This is a genomic window from Natroniella sp. ANB-PHB2, from assembly GCF_046097105.1.
Classification (GTDB): Bacteria; Bacillota; Halanaerobiia; order Halobacteroidales; family Halobacteroidaceae; genus Natroniella.
Genome location: NZ_CP175562.1, coordinates 1,071,785 through 1,090,048, shown reverse-complemented (window position 1 = coordinate 1,090,048; position 18,264 = coordinate 1,071,785). Strand labels below are relative to the sequence as shown.

General features: G+C 33.2%; 13 protein-coding genes and 1 pseudogene. 10 read left to right on the top strand and 4 right to left on the bottom strand.

What is annotated here, in order from left to right; translation table 11 throughout:
- Window positions 1–4: 4 nt before the first annotated feature.
- The 3 genes from ACKF5P_RS05485 to ACKF5P_RS05475 form a co-directional block, all read right to left on the bottom strand.
- Window positions 5–493, bottom strand: coding sequence for a glycoside hydrolase family 108 protein (locus ACKF5P_RS05485; protein WP_408956487.1), 489 nt, complete (start codon window positions 491–493; stop codon window positions 5–7).
- Window positions 494–550: 57 nt separating this feature from the next.
- The gene (locus ACKF5P_RS05480) at window positions 551–922 is read right to left on the bottom strand and encodes a hypothetical protein (RefSeq protein WP_408956486.1); all 372 of its coding nucleotides are present in this window, start codon (window positions 920–922) and stop codon (window positions 551–553) included.
- Between the two features lie 487 nt (window positions 923–1,409).
- Complete coding sequence (locus ACKF5P_RS05475) at window positions 1,410–2,249, bottom strand: zinc metalloprotease HtpX (protein WP_408956485.1); 840 nt, start codon at window positions 2,247–2,249, stop codon at window positions 1,410–1,412.
- Window positions 2,250–2,612: 363 nt separating this feature from the next.
- Between ACKF5P_RS05475 and ACKF5P_RS05470 the strand changes: the two genes are divergently transcribed.
- The 10 genes and pseudogenes from ACKF5P_RS05470 (at window position 2,613) to ACKF5P_RS05425 (ending at window position 16,065) form a co-directional block, all read left to right on the top strand.
- Window positions 2,613–4,346 carry a CoA-disulfide reductase gene (locus ACKF5P_RS05470; protein ID WP_408956484.1) on the top strand — a complete coding sequence of 578 codons (1,734 nt, stop codon included), beginning with the start codon at window positions 2,613–2,615 and terminating at the stop codon, window positions 4,344–4,346.
- A 338-nt stretch (window positions 4,347–4,684) separates the two neighbouring features.
- On the top strand, window positions 4,685–5,305 hold the full coding sequence (locus ACKF5P_RS05465) for a PilZ domain-containing protein (protein WP_408956483.1): 621 nt from the start codon (window positions 4,685–4,687) through the stop codon (window positions 5,303–5,305).
- A gap of 278 nt (window positions 5,306–5,583) precedes the next feature.
- On the top strand, window positions 5,584–6,642 hold the full coding sequence (locus ACKF5P_RS05460) for an AI-2E family transporter (protein ID WP_408956482.1): 1,059 nt from the start codon (window positions 5,584–5,586) through the stop codon (window positions 6,640–6,642).
- A 141-nt stretch (window positions 6,643–6,783) separates the two neighbouring features.
- On the top strand, window positions 6,784–8,646 hold the full coding sequence (locus tag ACKF5P_RS05455; protein WP_408956481.1) for an LTA synthase family protein: 1,863 nt from the start codon (window positions 6,784–6,786) through the stop codon (window positions 8,644–8,646).
- 29 nt (window positions 8,647–8,675) lie between these two features.
- Entirely contained in the window at window positions 8,676–9,644 is a 969-nt protein-coding gene (locus ACKF5P_RS05450; protein ID WP_408956480.1) for a glycerophosphodiester phosphodiesterase family protein, read from the top strand.
- 325 nt (window positions 9,645–9,969) lie between these two features.
- On the top strand, window positions 9,970–10,701 hold the full coding sequence (gene nagB / locus ACKF5P_RS05445; protein WP_408956479.1) for a glucosamine-6-phosphate deaminase: 732 nt from the start codon (window positions 9,970–9,972) through the stop codon (window positions 10,699–10,701).
- Window positions 10,702–11,129: 428 nt separating this feature from the next.
- Window positions 11,130–11,687, top strand: a pseudogene (locus ACKF5P_RS05440) (molecular chaperone); the annotation flags it as partial.
- A gap of 99 nt (window positions 11,688–11,786) precedes the next feature.
- Window positions 11,787–14,132, top strand: coding sequence for a DMSO/selenate family reductase complex A subunit (locus ACKF5P_RS05435; RefSeq protein WP_408956626.1), 2,346 nt, complete (start codon window positions 11,787–11,789; stop codon window positions 14,130–14,132).
- A 15-nt stretch (window positions 14,133–14,147) separates the two neighbouring features.
- Entirely contained in the window at window positions 14,148–14,717 is a 570-nt protein-coding gene (locus tag ACKF5P_RS05430) for a DMSO/selenate family reductase complex B subunit (RefSeq protein WP_408956478.1), read from the top strand.
- A gap of 106 nt (window positions 14,718–14,823) precedes the next feature.
- Window positions 14,824–16,065, top strand: coding sequence for a universal stress protein (locus tag ACKF5P_RS05425; protein WP_408956477.1), 1,242 nt, complete (start codon window positions 14,824–14,826; stop codon window positions 16,063–16,065).
- A gap of 113 nt (window positions 16,066–16,178) precedes the next feature.
- Here the strand turns inward: ACKF5P_RS05425 and htpG are convergent, their stop codons facing one another.
- Window positions 16,179–18,056 carry a molecular chaperone HtpG gene (gene htpG / locus ACKF5P_RS05420; protein ID WP_408956476.1) on the bottom strand — a complete coding sequence of 626 codons (1,878 nt, stop codon included), beginning with the start codon at window positions 18,054–18,056 and terminating at the stop codon, window positions 16,179–16,181.
- Window positions 18,057–18,264: the final 208 nt, after the last annotated feature.

Below are 18,264 nucleotides of genomic sequence, written 5' to 3'. Positions count from 1 at the left end.
TAGTTCATTTCGTTCTCTTCAACCAGCCGCGGATAAATCTCTTTTGAGATTCGTCATTTTCAACAATTTGAATATAACGCATTGCTTGTAAGACATTAAGTAGATGATGCAGGTCATCAGGATGAGGATACTGATTTACAGCAGATAGAGTCTGCGGGCCAACAATTCCATCGACAGTGATTGTATCTTGATTTAAGATATTGTAAGCACGCTGGAGAAGGCGATTAGCAGTTGGAGGGCCTAGATTAACTGCTTGATCGAAGAGTTTGATAGCAATTTCTTGATTCTCAATTTTGTTGTAGTGGTGGTTGGCCCAGTAATGTTGATAATAGATCTCTTTTGCATCTTCTAATGTCAACTCTTTGATTGGCCCTTCATAACCAGCATTTCTGGCTATCTCTTCTGTAATGCCATATTTAGTCTTTCCTCCTCGATCAATAGGATCATTAGAATAACCACCTTCATACTTTATGATTACCTCTTTAAATGCCACCTCAAAATTACTTCTATCCTGTAAACTCGTCCCGAGTTTATTGAAGAAATCTTGAATTCAATCAGCTAATTTTTTGTTGAGATACCTTTCCCGCCATTCTTCTTCTAACTCTTTCACTTGATCTATCCAATCTTCACCAACCAATTCATTAAAGGTTTCAATTAGGGCATCAATAACCTGGGAGAGAAAGAACTCAACCATTCTTCTTTTAATCCAATTTAGTTCCACCTCTTCTTGTATATAATCCATCACTTGTTCCATAACCCATTCTTTCTTAACTTTACCCTGACCACTTTCTTGCCATTTTTCTTCAGCTTTAATTATAGCTTCAAATATCTCTTCCCAAATATTATCCCATAATGTTTCAGCTACATCACTAAAAATTCGCCTGACAATTAGACTTAAAAAAGATAAAATACGTTCGCTCATTTAAATCCTCCCTTTTAGTGTTAGATTATATAATAAACTATTCAATTAATGATCAGTTTATGTTTGAAGAGAATCAAATGAATAAGAAAGGAGGATAAGGTTCTAAATTATCAATTGAAATGGGATTGTGTTAAGTAGTTAACTAAAGAATGTGATATAACTTTTTAATTTAAGTTAGAAGGTTATCTGTTAAAAAAGAGATAGGAAATTAAAGAAAGTGAAGTATAAAGTAGGTATTATTTTTATCTGAGAAGAGTTTAAAGAATAGCTTAAGTTTAAGGTTAAGATTAAGCCAACTATTAAAAAGATAAGGGCTTAGCTCTTACTTAGATTTATCTTCAGATTTATAAAAAACCTTTCGTAAAAAACATTTACTCAAACTTAAGCTATTGTGTTATGTTAAGATCAAGTTCTTTAACCTCCTAAAATATAGAGTGTGGAAGTTAAATTTTTTACTTAAATTACAGTCATTGATCGTTAGTATGATTTATCTCATAGTCCTTAATTTTTGAATTCTTTCTTCAGTAGGTGGATGGCTGCTAAATAACTTACTCATTCCACTTTGACCAGAGAAAGGGTTTAAGATGAACATATGAGATGTTGCTTCATTGACCTTCATCTGTCTGCCATGGACATGACGTTGCATCTTCTGTAAAGCATTAGCTAACCCATCAGGTTTACCTGCTATTCGTGCTCCTTCTTGGTCTGCTAAGTATTCTCGTGAACGGGAGATAGCCATTCTAATGATGATTCCTGCCAAGGGAGCTAAAATCATAGCTACAATCTGTAAGAGGGCACCTCCATTGTCATTATTACGACGGCGTCCACCAAAGATCATGCGATACCTTCCCATGCGGGCCAAAAATGCTAAAGCTCCAGCCATTGCTGCAGCAATTGTACTAATTAAGGTGTCACGATTTTTGATATGGGCTAACTCGTGAGCGATTACTCCTTCTAACTCATCTTTGTCCAATAGATTGACAATACCTTTAGTCACTGCCACCACACCATTTGCTGGATTTCGCCCTGTAGCAAAGGCATTAGGCTGGCTAGAGGGAGTGATATAAACTTTCGGCATTGGAATACGAGCCTTATTGCTCAGTCGACGTACCATAGCATGGATTTCTGGTGCGTCCTGTTCACTCAAAGGTTTGGCTTTAGTCATCTTGATAGCAATTTTGTCACTATGCCAGTAACTTAACAGGTTAATTCCTAAAGCAAAGATAAAGGCCATGACCATGCCATCTTCTCCAGCGATAGCTCCACCGAGAAAGATAAATACGATAAATAATGTAAACATTAACATAAAGGTCTTCATTTTATGCATAACTAGTTCCTCCTTTTATTCTTTTTTAAAATAATTCAACTCTTATTATAACATGGTTTGTTTCTTTTTTAAATCTTTTTAGAAATATATATATATGATATATCCATATTTGCCTTATTTAAAAGAGTTTATGATTTCTTTTTTGATATTTTGAGCATAAATTAAGAAGATAGTTTATTTATGCTTGCTTGACATTAAGAGGAAAAAACTTTATAATAATACCCCCAAGTAACAAGGGGGTATTATTATAATTGGATAGGTTGATTAACATTTGATTATTATGTTTATACTATTATTAGTTAGATCTGTTAAGACTCAGTTGTTAAATTAAACTTTAATTATTTAAAAAGTGGAGGGATAATTATGACTAAAAAAGTTTTGATTGTAGGAGGGGTAGCTGGAGGGGCTAGTGCAGCTGCTCGTTTGCGTCGAGTTGATGAAGAATCTGAAATAGTTGTTTTTGAAAAAGGTGATTATATTTCATTTGCTAATTGTGGTCTGCCTTATCATATTGGTGGAGTAATTGAAGAACGGAGTGATTTATTAATTCAAACTCCAGAAGCAATGGAGGATAGATTTAATCTTGAGGTTCGAGTTAAACAGGAGGTAGTTGATATTGATCCTCAACAGCAAGAGGTTAAGGTTAAAAATTTAGTTACAGATGAAATTTATATTGAAGATTACGATTATTTATTATTGGCTCCAGGAGCTGCTCCAATTAAACCTCCAATTCCTGGGATTGAACTTCAAAATATCTTCAGTTTACGGAGTATTCCAGATACAGATCAGATTAAAGAATTTGTTGATCAAAATCAACCTCAACAGGCAGTAGTAGTTGGAGGAGGATTTATTGGGTTAGAAATGGCAGAAAATCTAGTAGAGCGAGGGGTTGAGGTTGCTGTTGTTGAAATGAGTGAGCAGGTAATGGGGTCACTAGATTATGAAATGGCTGCTTCAGTACATAATCACCTAAGAGAACAAGGGGTTAAGTTGCATTTAGGAGATGGAGTAACAGAATTTAGTAACCAAGAAAATGAGATAATGGTTAAATTAGAGAGTGAACAAGAGTTAAAAGCAGACTTAGTCTTGTTAGCGATTGGAGTCAGTCCTAGTGCTGAGTTGGCTAAGCAAGCTGGTTTAGAACTAGGGCCAACAGGAGGTATTAAGGTTAATAATTACTTACAAACTTCTGATGAGAAAAATATTTATGCCATTGGTGATGTGATTGAGGTAGAAGATTATGTTACGAAGCAACCAGCTCATATTCCATTAGCTGGGCCAGCTAACAAACAAGGTAGGATTGCTGCTAACAATATTGCAGGAAGAAAAGAGGAGTATCAGGGAACACAAGGAACTTCTATTCTTAAGATTTTTGATTTAACTGTAGCTACAACGGGAAGTAATGAAGAGAGGTTGGCAGATGCGGGGATTGATTATCAAGTATCTTATACCAATTCTAAGAGCCATGCGGGTTATTACCCTAATGCGACTTCAATGATGATTAAATTAATCTTTACTCCTCAAGATGGAAAGTTGTTAGGAGCTCAAATTGTTGGTCAAAGAGGAGTTGATAAGCGGATTGATGTTTTAGCAACTGCGTTAAGATACCAAAAGACAGTCTATGATTTGCAGGAGTTGGAATTGGCCTATGCACCTCCCTTTGGTTCGGCTAAGGATCCAGTCAATATGGCAGGATATGTGGCAGGTAATATTCTCAATGGAGATGTTGAGGTTATTCAGTGGCATCAAGTTGATGAATTAGGAGAAGATGTTATATTATTAGATGTTCGAGAAGAGGTTGAGTTAAAGTTTGGAGCTTTAGAAGGAGCAGTTAATATTCCACTTAATAGCTTACGAGACAGATTAGACGAGCTTGATCAGGAAATGGAGATAATAGTTTATTGTGCTGTTGGACTGCGGGGCTACTTAGCTAGTAGAATCTTGACACAACAAGGATTTAAACAGGTTAAAAATTTAAGTGGGGGTTATAAGTTATATAGAGAGGTAGAGCTTGATCGAGTAGAAAAGGTTCCTTCTGCTGAAGAGGAGAAATTATCGACTGCTTCTAATCCTGAAGAGGCTAAAGTGTTAGATTAAGAACAAAATAATTATAGATTAAGTCTTAGATTAATGATAAGAAAAACAAGAAATTCTTATAATTAATAGGGTAAGCACTTATAAGTGCTTACCCTATTTGAGGTTAAAGAAGCATCTAGAGTTAGATTTTGGCTAATAAGTAATAGATATAGGCCTGAGGTTTAGTTTTGGATTTTAAATTATTTCAGAGAAATTTTTAGCTAAATATGAAGGGGGATTTTATCATTTTATAGAACTTAAAATGTACAAGCCTGTAAATATAGTCATCCAAATTTAAAAGCAAATTACAACTTACAATCTTAGTTGTAAATTTATTTTTATGCCAAGGAGGGGAAGAAATGTCTACAAAATTGATTAATAACTTTGATCTTAATAATTTTTGTGAGAAGAATGAATTATTTACTCAAGAGCTTGAAATAAAAATAGGAAATCAGTTTTATTCTTTTCTTATAACGGAGGTAATGGCTGCAAGAAAATTGAAATTGAAATTTTTGTCTAATGAGAGTGGTTTATTAGAGAAGTTGCCTCTTGATCAAAGATTGGTTTTGGCCCTTCGATTTGATAGTGGAATTTATCATTTTCCTATTACTATTATGAATAAGAGTAAAGAAGGAAGTGAAATTATCTGTATTGCTAATTTGGGTGAGCAGATATTACAAATTGAGAGAAGGTGCTTTAAAAGAGTAGAAATCAAAAAAGAGGTTAATTATTTTTATGCTTCTCAAATAAAAGTAGGCTTGCTTGAAAATTTAAGTGCTACTGGTGCTAAGTTGATCAGTGAACAAAAGATTTTAACAGATAAGATAGAATTAGATTTGGAATTTGCTTCTCTGTCCTTTGCTAGGTTATCGGCTGAAATTGTTTGGCACAAAAAAAGGGATGAGTTTTATGATTATGGATTAAAATTTGATTTTGAAGATATCAACCATTATCGTGAACTTAAGGATTGGTTATACTAGTTTGTTTTTAAAGATTAAATTAAGCAGATAAAGTTTAATTATTTAAACCTAGTTTAGTATTAAATACCAGGTGTTTAGCCTGGTTTTTATATTTTAGCTACTGTTAATTATTTTTCTTTTTACTAGGAATTTAGGGTTGATTTACAGAAGTATAATTAAGTATGATCAATTTTGGCAGAAGATCGATTGGATTGAGTATAATAGCATAGGGTTAGAAAGATTTATAAATTGGTAAAAAGAGTTTCTTGGAAAAGTAGTTATGGACTGGAGGAATAAATATGTTTACTAAAGCTTTTTTCCGTATTACAGCAGGAATAATAATGATCTTATTGATTATCTTTTTAAGTTTGCAGATCCCAAATATTATAAATACTGTACAAGATATTATATATATGGTTTTGCTACCTATTTTATCAGCTAGTTTTTTTTATTATATGTTGAGACCAGTAGTTAGATTTTTACAGCAGTATATAAAGAATAAAGAGTTGTCAATCTTGATTACTATTATAGGAGGAGTAGCTCTAATTTCATTTATTACTTATTTTGGGGGAAGTATAATTTATATTGAGATCAGAAGACTAATTAATTTTCTTGCTGATTATGAAGTCAGTGGAAGAGTTATCAATCAAGCTTTTGAGCAGATAGAGGAGTTAGGTTTTTTAGGTGAGTTTGATCTGGAAGATAGAATTACTTCCTTGGTTCAGGAGTTGGTAAATAGAATTAGTAGTTATGATTATCTAGGTGTCTTTGCGTCCTTAACCCAATTTGTAGTAGTAGTTTTATTAATTCCATTTTTAGTGATTTATTTTTTAAAGGATGATCAAAAGTTGGCCCAGAGTCTAATTAAAATTACTCCATTAAAGAAAAGACCTTTAGTTAAGAAAATTTTACGAGCTGTTGATTCAGTATTTGGAATTTATATTCCTAGCCAATTATTAGTAGGTCTTGTTACTGGGGCTATTATGTTTGTAGGGTATATGATTATAGGGATGCCTAATGCAATTGGTCTATCTATTATATTAGCCGTTGCTTCAGTAATTCCTTTTTTAGGGCCAGCTATTGGAGTTTTACCGGCAGTATTTATTGCTTTAACTAGCAGTTTAGATTTGGTAATTAAAGTAGCAATTTTGATGTTGATTGTTCAACAATTTGAAGGGAATGTAATAAGGCCTATCTTACAAGGTGGTAAATTAGATATTCACCCAGTAATAATTATTTTTGTGATTTTAATTGCAACATTATTATTTGGAATTTTAGGTGCTTTATTTGCTGTTCCCCTCTATGCTTCATTACGAGAAGTTATTATAATTTTAACGCAAGCAAAAAAGTCTGACTAAAGATAAAACAGTTTCTTGAAGATATGATTTGCATAATCTACAAAAATATCATATAATTTTAATGCATTATTAGATAGCTTTTAGATTTTGTACAAGTGAAGTAATAGCTTAAAGCTGTTAATTATTTAGGAGGGAATATTAATGGAGAAGTTTGATAATTTAACAAAAACAGAAAAATACTTTCTAATTACTTTTCTTATTGGTTTTTTAATTAAATACAACTATCTTTTAGTATATATATTTAATGTTCCTTCTATTACAGGAGTTATTTTAAGGAATATATTATTTTTCATATTGAGTGGATATTTACTCTTTCCAGTGGTTAAATTAAAAAAAGGGCAAATTTCGTTGTTGATTTTAGTATCAGTATTTTCTTTGCTCTTTTTAGCAAACCTTTGGTATAATCGATATTTTGGTAATTACTTAAGCTTTACTGATATGACTAGAAGCGAAGGAATTGGTTCCAGTATGGTTCTTTTTAGACATATTATCAATCTATGGGACCTCATTTTTCTATTAGATATCTTATTATTGAGTTGGCTTTTATTTCAAGGTGAAAGATCTGAGCAAATTAGAGAAAAGTTATTTTTTAGTAAGAGGAAATATAACTTTCAGACTGTTATAACTGTTATAATCTTATTATTAAGTAGTCAAGTCTTTATTACAAACTTATTATTAGAAAATGAAGATCCAGTAAAACTTTATCAAAGAAGTAGTGCTGGATTTGTTAATGTTTATGGAATTGTCCCTCTTTATTTCTATGAATTTTATGAATCTGTTACTGCTGATAATTCATATGCAGCTGAGTTGGAAACTCCTGCTATTTTATTGGAAAATGAACTGGATGATAAAGCATTAATAGAAGAAGTTAACAATATAGTTGTGATTCAAGTTGAATCCTTAGATGAAAATTTGATTAATTATGAACATAATGGTCGTGAAGTAACTCCTTTTTTAAATCAATTAAAGGAAGAAAGTCTGTATGCTAAAAACTTCTATACTAAGCATGTAAATGGAAGCTTTGATGCCGATTTTTCTTTCTTAACATCATTTTATCCAATAAATAGTAATTTTGTCTTTAAAGGAAATGATATGACTGAATTTGATTCTTTGGCCCGAGTGTTTAGTGATAAGGGTTATCAAACTTTGGCTTTTCATGGCAATGACAAAACCTTTTTTCACCGTCATCAAGCTTATCCTGAACTTGGTTTTGATAAGTTTTATAGTAGAGAGGACTTTTCTAGTGCGGACAAGGTAATGGAGTTAGAAGAAGAGTTTTATTTGGGAATTAATGATTATGATTTTTTTAAGCAATCTTTGGATTATTTAGAAGATGCAGATAGTCCGTTCTTTGCTTATATGATTACAGTAACAAGCCATACCCCGTTTAATTTTTATCCTCCTGACCAAAAGATAGATGAATATAGTGATATTGAAAGTCAACTGGTTTATGATTTTTTTCAATCAATCTCATTTGTAGATAAATCTTTACAGTTTTTCTTTGAGCAACTAGAAGAGAGGGGCTTAAAGGAAGATACTTTAGTTGTGATTTATTCGGATCATGATGCAGCGATAGATACTCCGGAATATTCATCCAGTGCCAATTTTGAGATTGATAGAAATATCAAAAAGCCTGAACATATTCCCTTGTTAATTAAGCATCCTGAGCTTGAAGCTGGGACTATTGAACAGACGGGTACAATTACTGATTTGGCCCCTACACTTTTAGACCTAATGGGTATAGATAAAAAACCTGAAGGTTTTATTGGTACTTCTCTTTTAAAGAAAGAAGAGGAAGCTCCAGTTCTCTTTTTGCATGAGTTACCTCAGGTCCTTTATAAAGATAATCTCTTTGTTAAGCAGTTCAATGAATTTGAAAAGGTCGGTTCTTTGAAAAATAAAGGAGAGGAAGATATAAGATTACCAGAAGCAAAGAAGGATAGAGTTTTACAAACTATTAATTATGTAAGACAGAAGATGATGGCTACACAACGTGCGCAATGAAGATTAATTTAAAAATAAGGGTGGTTTGTATGAAAATGAAATTAGCTATTGTGATAGTAATTTTATTTTTATTATTACTAAGTTTTTATGGCACTTATTATTTAATTAATCCTGATCTGCGAGGTAAAGAGATACTTAACAACCAAGGGATACCTTATCCAGCTGTAATTGCTCATCGAGGAGCTTCGGATAAAGCTCCTGAATCTACTGCTGAGGCTTATATTAAAGCTCGAGATCTAGGCGTTGATTACCTAGAGGCAGACTTACAGCGAACTAAAGATGGTAAGATAGTTATCTTCCATGATCAAACTTTGGAAAGGACTTCAAATGTAGAGAAAGTTTTCCCGAGGCGAAAAGAAGATAAACTTGCAAGTTTTACTTATGCTGAATTAAAGAAATTAGATTTTGGAAGTTGGTTTAATGAAAGTTCACCTCGTTATGGTAGTAAAAAGTACGAGGGATTAGGAATTATTACTTTAGAAGAGTTGATAGAGATTGCTCAAGGTGGTCAGCATACTCCAGGCTTAATTTTAGAGACAAAAAAACCAGAGAAATATCCTGGAATTGAAGAAGAAATAGTTGATATTTTGGAAGAAGAAGGCTGGTTGAAGAGAGATGAAGAAAGAGAGTTTGCTAAGACTATTTTCTTCTCTTTTAGAGAAGAAAGTTTAGAGAGGTTTAAGGAGTTGGTCCCTCAAGCACCTCGACTTTTATTGATTACAGATAATATGATTACCAGAAGGAGTTGGGATCATTGGTTAGAAAGGGCAGATGGGCTAGCTGATGGCTTAGGTACTAAGGGATTTATGAGTTGGCCCTGGTATATTGCTAAGGCTCATGATCAAGGTCTGTTTGTCTTTCCTTATACAATAAATCGACTTTGGCAGATCAAAATATTAGCTTATTTTCATTCCAGTGGTTATATAACTGACAGGCCAGATATAGTATTGGATTTTTTTGATAGAATGCTTGAATTGCCAATAATCAATGATGGATAAAATTTAAATTTGAGTTTAAGTAAAATTGAAAATAAATTTAATTTAAAGTTGCCGGGAGGCAACTTTTTTTGGATAAGTTTCTCTGCTTTTTTTCTTTCTTTTTATATAGAAGTATCTCTTTTCAAAATAAGTTTTCCTTGAAGTTATTAATCAATGAGTAATATAGATTTCAATATTTTTAAGATATTAAAAAGGGTTTTATTGACATTTGTTTAAACATATAGTAAAGAGCTGATTTGAATAGTCTAGTTAGTTAAATAAGAGTTTCAAAATTAATAATCTCTAATTAAGATTTTAATAAGTATAGTTGAGGGAGTTGTTAAGTGTGAAAATTATTAAGACTAAGGATTATCAAGAAATGAGTAAGAAGGCTGCTTTTATTGTGGCTAGTCAGATAACTATCAAGAATAATTCTATTCTTGGATTAGCAACTGGAGGAACCCCTTTAGGGATGTATCAAGAGTTGATTAAGCTTTATAAAGAAGAGATGGTTGACTTTAAGGAGGTAGTTACCTTCAATCTTGATGAATATTATGGGCTGTCGGGTGATAGTGAGCAGAGTTATAGATATTATATGGAAGAAAACTTCTTTAAATATATTAATATTAAACCAGAAAATATTCATATTCCTGATGGTATGGCAGCTGATGTTTCTTTAGAATGTAAAAGGTATAATCGATTGCTAGAAAGAGAAGGTGCTGTTGATTTACAGGTGCTAGGAATTGGAAGAAATGCTCATATTGGTTTTAATGAGCCGGATGATGAATTTAAGGCAGATACTCATTTTGTTAAGTTAGATGATGATACTATAGAAGCTAATGCTAGATTCTTTGATAAACCAGAAGATGTACCACAGAAAGCTATTAGCATGGGAATAAAGAATATTATGCAGGCTAAGAAAATAGTACTGCTTGCTAATGGCCTGGAGAAAGCAGATGCAATAAAGAAGACAATTGAAGGAAAGATCTCACCTGAGGTACCTGCATCAGTATTACAGTTACACCCTGATGTTACCTTTGTATTAGATGAACTGGCAGCTTCTAAATTGGATAATTGATTTTATTAAAGCACACCTAATTTTTTGGGTGTGTTTTTTATAGGTATTATAATTGCTTAACTTAAAGTGAAGATTTATTACAATAATGTGATACTTTTGATATTGCACAAACGTAAGGTTGACCGTAGGGACAGAGACCTGCCTTACTACAAAGAAGGGGGACTCGTGTTCACCTTAAGTAAGTTTTTCTCTAAAATGAGGGCAATCACAAGGTTTGCTCTTACAAAAACATATAAAAGAAGAGAGTTTATAATTTTTCCTAAAGATGATACAATAATTAGAACCGTGTCAGTAAAAAAATCTAACTTCAAAAGTTTTATTTTTGCAAGGGGTAAGGGGGTTTGATTTTGACAGACTACAGTCATAGACACAGACACTTAATATCAATAAAATAAACAACCAGTATTTAAAAGGAGGAAGCTTATAGAATGGATATTGAAAAGTTAGGATTGACATTAGATAACATAGTTAAAATTAGAGAGTGGACTTATAACTTTTTAGGATACTATTTTTATTGTCAGCCTAGATTAAAAGGTTTAAAAGAATTAAGTAATAATAATTACTTTGATCAGTTAATTAAACTAGATCGGGCCAAAGATTTGGATTTAGAATTATTATTGAACTTTATTAAGTTAATACCTGAATTATCAATTTTAGAGGTAGATAAATTGAATGACGAGTATCAGCGATTGTTTGTTGGGCCAGGGGAGTTAGTGGCTCCACCTTGGGAATCGGTTTATGTAAGTGGTGAAAAGATTATCTTTACTGAGGATACTTTAGCAGTACGAAGATTTTATCGACGCTGGGGTCTGCAGTTGGCAAGTGAGACTAAAGAACCTGATGATCATATTGGCTTAGAATTAGAATTTATGGCTTTGACCACTACCGATATTTTGAGGGCTATTGAGAATGGAGAAAAAGATGAGTTATCAAATCTTTTTGAAGCACAACAGAAGTTTTTACAAGACCACCTTTTAAGATGGGTAGAGGAGTTTGCGACTGGATTAGTTGCTAATACTAAAGAGAATTTTTATAAAGGATTAGCTTTATTTACAATTCAGTATTTGGAACTAGATGCTAAATTGGTGGAGGGTTTAACCTCTAATTTAAATGAGTTATCACAATTAAAGGTTGATAGTTCATTAGAATTAACTGGTTGTAAGGCTAAAGGTTTAGAAAGAAGAGAGGTTGATGAAGAGTTTCAAGAGGTAGAGGAGATTATACCTACCGCAGGTACTCATAACTGTGGTGGTCGATGTTTAATTAAGGCCCATGTGAAAGATGATATCATAGTTCGTTTAAGTACTGATAACCAACAGCCAGATCAACCAGCTACTCCTCAAGCTAGAGCCTGTGTTAGAGGGCGTGCTTATCGTCAGACAAATTTTAGTCCTCATCGTTTGAAATATCCTCTAAAGAGAGTTGGCCCGAGAGGAGAAGGTAATTTTGAACGAATTTCTTGGGAAGAAGCTATTGATACCATTGCTAGTGAGACTAAGCGAATAAAGGAGGAATACGGGCCAAGCTCACGTTATGTAAATTATGCCTGGGGTTATAATGCGAGGATTCAGGCTATGAAATTAGCTCAAAGATTACTTGCTCTAGATGGTGGATATTTAGGTAAATATAATTCATATAGTACTGCTTGTACAAGCTATGTTACGCCATATACTTATGGAACTACCGAGACAGGAAATACACTGGATGATTGGGCCAATTCTGAATTAATCATTCTATGGGGTCACAATCCAGCAGAAACTGTCTTTGGGACTACCATGTATCATTTACGACAGGCTAAGGAGACTGGAGCTAAGATTATAGTTATAGATCCTAGGTATAATGATACTGCTGTGGCTTTAGCAGATGAATGGATCCCACTCCTACCGACTACTGATAATGCAGTAATGGATGCTATGGCTTATGTAATGATTACAGAAGATCTATATGATCGGGAATTTGTTGAAGAGTATTGTTTAGGCTTTGATCCTTCACAAATGCCTGAGGGGTTTGCAAGTCATCAATCTTATAAATCTTATATTTTAGGTGAAAGTGACAGTATAGTGAAGACACCTCAATGGGCTGAAGAGATTTCAAAAGTACCTGCTGATACGATCAGAAGATTGGCTAGAGAATATGCAACAGCTGAGGCAGCGGCTTTAGTTCAAGGTTGGGGCCCTCAACGCCATGCTTATGGTGAACAACCGGTTCGCGGTGCTACTGTTTTAGCAGCGATGACTGGAAATGTAGGTAATAATGGAGGTTGGGCATCGGGAGCTGGTTATGTCAGCAGACAGATAATTCCTCAAGTACCGCTTCCAACAAACCCTGTTAAAGCTAAAATTCCTGTCTTTTTATGGACAGATGCTATCGTTAGAGGTACTGACATGGGAGAACAAGATGGGGTTAAGGGTGTCGATAAATTAGACAATAATATTAAATTGATTATGAATTTAGCTGGTAATGCTTTAATTAATCAGCATTCTGATTGTAATCGCACAGCTCAAATTCTAAAAGATGAGAGTAAAGTAGAGTTTATCGTTGTTAGTGAGTTATTTATGACTTCTAGTGCCAAGTTTGCTGATATTTTATTACCTGGGGATACTTTCTTTGAACGGAATAATATTTCGACTCCTTGGGGTTATGGAGATTATGTGATCTATAATAATAAAGTTGTCGATGCTCCATTTGAATGCCGTAATGAATATGATTGGCTAGCAGATGTAGCAGATAAATTGGGAATTAAAGAAGAGTTTACCGCAGGTAAAGAAAGAATGGAAGGCTGGTGTGAATGGATTGTAGCAGGGATTCAAAAGCATCATCCTGAATTTCCGAGTTATCAAAAATTCAAAGAACGTGGAATCTACAAGTGGGCTTATGAGCAACCTAAAGTAGCATTTAAGGAGCAGATTGAAGATCCAGAGAATAATCCATTTCCCACTCCATCAGGTAAGATAGAGATCTTTTCTAAACGATTATTTGGTTTAAATCAACCAGAAGAGATTCCAGCAATTCCGAAATATATTGCTGCTTGGGAAGGGCCAACAGATCAATTAATTGAAAAATATCCGCTACAATGTATTGGTTGGCATTATAAACGACGTTGCCATTCAATTCATGATAATAACCCTTGGTTAGAAGAAGTCGCTCGTCAAGAGATGTGGATTAATCCTAAAGATGCTTCCGCTAGAGGAATAGAAGATGGAGAGGATGTACGAGTATTTAATGACCGCGGAACAGTACAGATTCCAGTCAAGATAACCCCAAGAATAATATCAGGAGTTGTAGCTATTCCGCAAGGGGCCTGGTGGCAACCTAATCAAGAAGGGGTAGATACAAGGGGTAATATTAATACATTGACTACTCAAAAGGCAACACCATTAGCTAAAGGGAATCCACAACATACTAATTTAGTAGAAGTCAATAAAATTTAGGTGAGGAGGATAAAGATGTCGAAACAAGTGGGGTTTGTCCTAGAGCAGAATCGGTGTATGGGATGTAAAGCGTGCCAAATAGCTTGTAAAGATAAGAATAATTTAGGGGTAGGCCAATTCTTTAGGGAAGTCATTGAAGTAGAAGGAGGTAATTATCTAGAGCAAGGAGTAGGTTTTAAACCACAAGTTTATGCTTTTTGGGCCAACTTAAATTGTAACCATTGTCACAAACCAGCTTGCTTATCTGTTTGTCCAGTAGATGCAATTACTAAAAGAGATGAGAGTGGAGTTGTAATAATAGAGCAAGAGCAGTGTATTGGCTGTAGAAATTGTGAGAAGAACTGCCCCTATAACGCCCCTCAGTACTTAAAGAGGGAGAAGAAGGTAGCTAAATGTGATTACTGTATAGATTTAGTAGCTCAAGGAGAAGAGCCAACTTGTGTAGCAGCTTGTCCAATGCGGGCTCTACAATCTGGGCAATTTAATGAATTAAAGAAAAAGTATAATGATGTAGATCAAGGGATATCAGAGTCGTTTACAGAACCTGCTGTAATAGTTATTCCTCATCTAGATTCTAAAAAATAATTATCATTAATAAAGAGGATACCTTTATTTTAGTATAGAATAGAAGTATAATAGTAATGAATTATTTACTTTTTCATATATTACTAAGAAATGGGGGATTATGAAGATGAAGCATGAAAAAATATTATTGGCGACTGATTTTTCTAAACAAGCTAATAATTTAATTGAGACTGCTAAAAGACTTAAGGAAACCGGTTTAAAGAAAGTGATTTTAGTTCATGTAATCAATACTGAAAGGATCAAATTTGAATTTTTTGATACATCCAATTCAATCAACCAAGATTATAAAGAAAGAGAAAAGAAGTTATTGTTGAAAGAAAAAGAAAGACTTGAAAGTTTAGGCTTAGATGTAGAACCACTTATTTTAGTTGGTTCACCTGCTGAAAAAATAGTTGAAACTGCCGAAGCAAAGGAAGTTGATCTGATTTTAATTGCTTCACATGGAAAAGGATATATAAAAGAGTTACTATTGGGAAGCACTACTCTTAAAGTAATAAGAGTTAGTAAAGTACCTGTATTGCTAGAAAATTATAAAGAGAATAAGAAAGAAGTTGAGACATCTTATAATAATAAATTTAATAAGGTTTTAATTCCAATCGATTTTTCTGAGCTTTCAAAACAACTAATTGGTAGAATTAAAGATAGTAATAAGGCTATTAAAAATCTTCTTCTTTTATCTATCATAGAGCGGAGTAATAACCAAGGTAAGTTAGAGAAAATGAAACTATCAACTAAAGATAAATTAAAGAAGCTAAAAACTCAACTAGAAAAGAATGGGATTAATGTCGAGATTAAAGTTAAGGTAGGTAAACCTGCTAAGGGTATTTTAGAGACTGCTCAAAAAGAAGATGTAAGTTTGATTATGATGCCTACAAGAGGCATGGGAAAAATTAAAGAATTTATGATTGGAAGTACAGCAAATTCAGTAATCAGAAATTCTGAAAGAGAGGTTATGATCTTCCCATCCCGGAGCTTATTAACTTCGGAAATCAAGCAAAAAAGGCAGGATAAAGCACTTAAAAAAAGCACTAAATTAGTTAGTGAATTGATGAGCCTTTATTTTGAGTTAGGAATTAAGCAAGTTAAAATTAATGTAGAGCATAAATCTGCTAAAGTAATAATTTCAACTCAAGGTAAAGTAGCAGATTTGTCTTTTGATAAACTAGAAGAGTTAGATAGTTCTTTGAATGTTTCACGTGTTACTCAAGTAGAAGAGTATTATTGGGAGTTAGTAGGTGAGAGTAGTAGTTCTACAGAATTATCTTTGATAGGGATGATAACTGATAAAGCAGAAGTTGAATATGAAGATGATATATTGCAGATTAAGATCCATATGGAAGATAAGTAAGGGCCAAATAGTGTCCGTGTTAGTAATCCGTGTCAGTAAAAAACAGACTATTTTCCGAGTGAAAATTGAAATAAATACAATCGAGGCTAATTTAATCTTAGCCTCGCTTTTATTTATTTTGCTTTACTCATTAGCTCAGTAATTTTAGCAGTAAATTCGACTGGGTCTTCAGGGTTAAACCCTTCAACTAAAGAAGAAAGGTTATAAAGCAATTCACTATAATCTTTTAAAATTTCTGCTTCTGGATCTTCATTATAAATTTCCTCTAAAGTTGTAAAGAGTTGGTGATTAGGATTGAGCTCAAGGATTCTTTGAGCTTGGCCCAAATTCTGCTCCATTTGATTAAACACCTTTTCCATTGACATACTCAGTCCTTGCTGGCCACTGACTAGACAGACAGCACTTGATTTTAATCTTTTACTTAAACGAACGTCATCTACTTTATCAGTTAAGTGTTGCTTAATCTTTGCTAATAACCCCTCTATCTCTTCTTTATCTTCAGATTCAATATCTGACTCAACTTCTAGGTCTAAGTCTTCTCGGAGAACTGATTTGAATTCAAAGTCTTGATAATCACTTAGAATATTGATTACAAATTCAGCAACCTCATCAAGTAGATAAAGTACTTCTAAGTCTTTATCTTGGAGTAGCTCCATTTGTGGCAAATTCTCAATGCTCTTTCGATCCTTTCCTACTACATAATAGATTGCCTCTTGTTCGTTAGGCATTCGTTCCACATATTCTGCTAAGGTTGTCTTTCCTTCCTCAAGGTGGGAAGAGGAAAAGAGTAAGAGGTCGACTAATTTATCTTGCTTAGTAGGATCAGCATAAATTCCTCCTTGAATTGCCTTACCAAACTCTTCCCAAAATTTTTCATATTTGTCGCGTTGATTATTTAGCATCTTCTTTAAGTTTCTAAGAACTACCTTTTCTGCATTTTTAGCAATTACTTTAAGTTGTTTATTATTTTGAAGTATCTCTCTTGAAATATTTAAAGAAAAATCAGGTGAATCGATCAACCCTCTAATGAATTGTAAATATTTTGGTAATAACTCTTGGCATTGTTCCATAATTAAATTATCTTTGGAATAAAGCTTGATACCGGTTTCAAAGTCTGGTGAAAAGAGATTAGTAGGTGCTGTTTGAGGAATAAATAAAAGACCTGTAAATTTGACTAGCCCCTCTACTGACCAGTGAATAGTCTCTAATGGTTCCTGCCAATCTTTAAAGTTTCTCTTATAAAAGTCAGTATATTCTTCTTGGCTAATCTCATCCTCATTCTTTTTCCACAGTGGAGTCATGCTATTGAGAGTTTGAACCTCTACCTCTTCATCTGTAGGAACTTCCATCTTAATAGGATATCTAACATAATTAGAATACTGTTTAACCAAATTTTTGATAATCTGAGGTTCAGTGAAATCTTCTTCATCTCCTTGAGCAGTAAATTCATCTCTTAATTTGAGTTTGATTGTAGTTCCTCTTTCTTCTTTTGTAATATATTCAATTGAGTAAGTACCATCACCTGTTGATTCCCATTTTACTCCTTGTTCTTCACCTGGTGCTTTAGTAAGTAAAGTGACTTTTTCAGCAACCATAAATGAAGAATAGAAACCAACTCCAAATTGACCGATTAGATCAATATTTTCTTGATTTTGTTGTAATTTTTTGAGAAATTTTTTAGTTCCTGATTGAGCAATAGTACCGATGTTTTCGATAACTTCTTGGTAAGTCATACCGATTCCATTATCAGAGATAGTAATTATGTTATTTTCTTGATTTAGATCAAGATTAATCTGAAATTCTGAATCATCTTTTAGTACTTCTGGCTCAGTAAGTGCTTTGAACTTAATCTTATCGATAGCATCAGAAGCATTAGAAATTAGTTCTCTTAAGAATATTTCTTGATTGGTATAGATAGAGTTAATCATCAAATCTAATAATTGTCTTGTTTGAGCTTGAAATTCTTTAGTTTTTGCTTTTTCAGTAGTCATTATAATACCTCCTCTAAAATATTTTTATTTAATACTAAATTTTTAATGATTTTGCTTTTAATTAGTAAGAAGTTACTAATTAAAAGTTATTTTACCCATAGATATTTTAACATTTAAAATTTTTATTGTCAAAAAGGAGTTTTATTAGTAATTATGTTTATTAATTGAAAGTTTCCGACTTTTTAATATAAAGGAAGGAAATTAATTG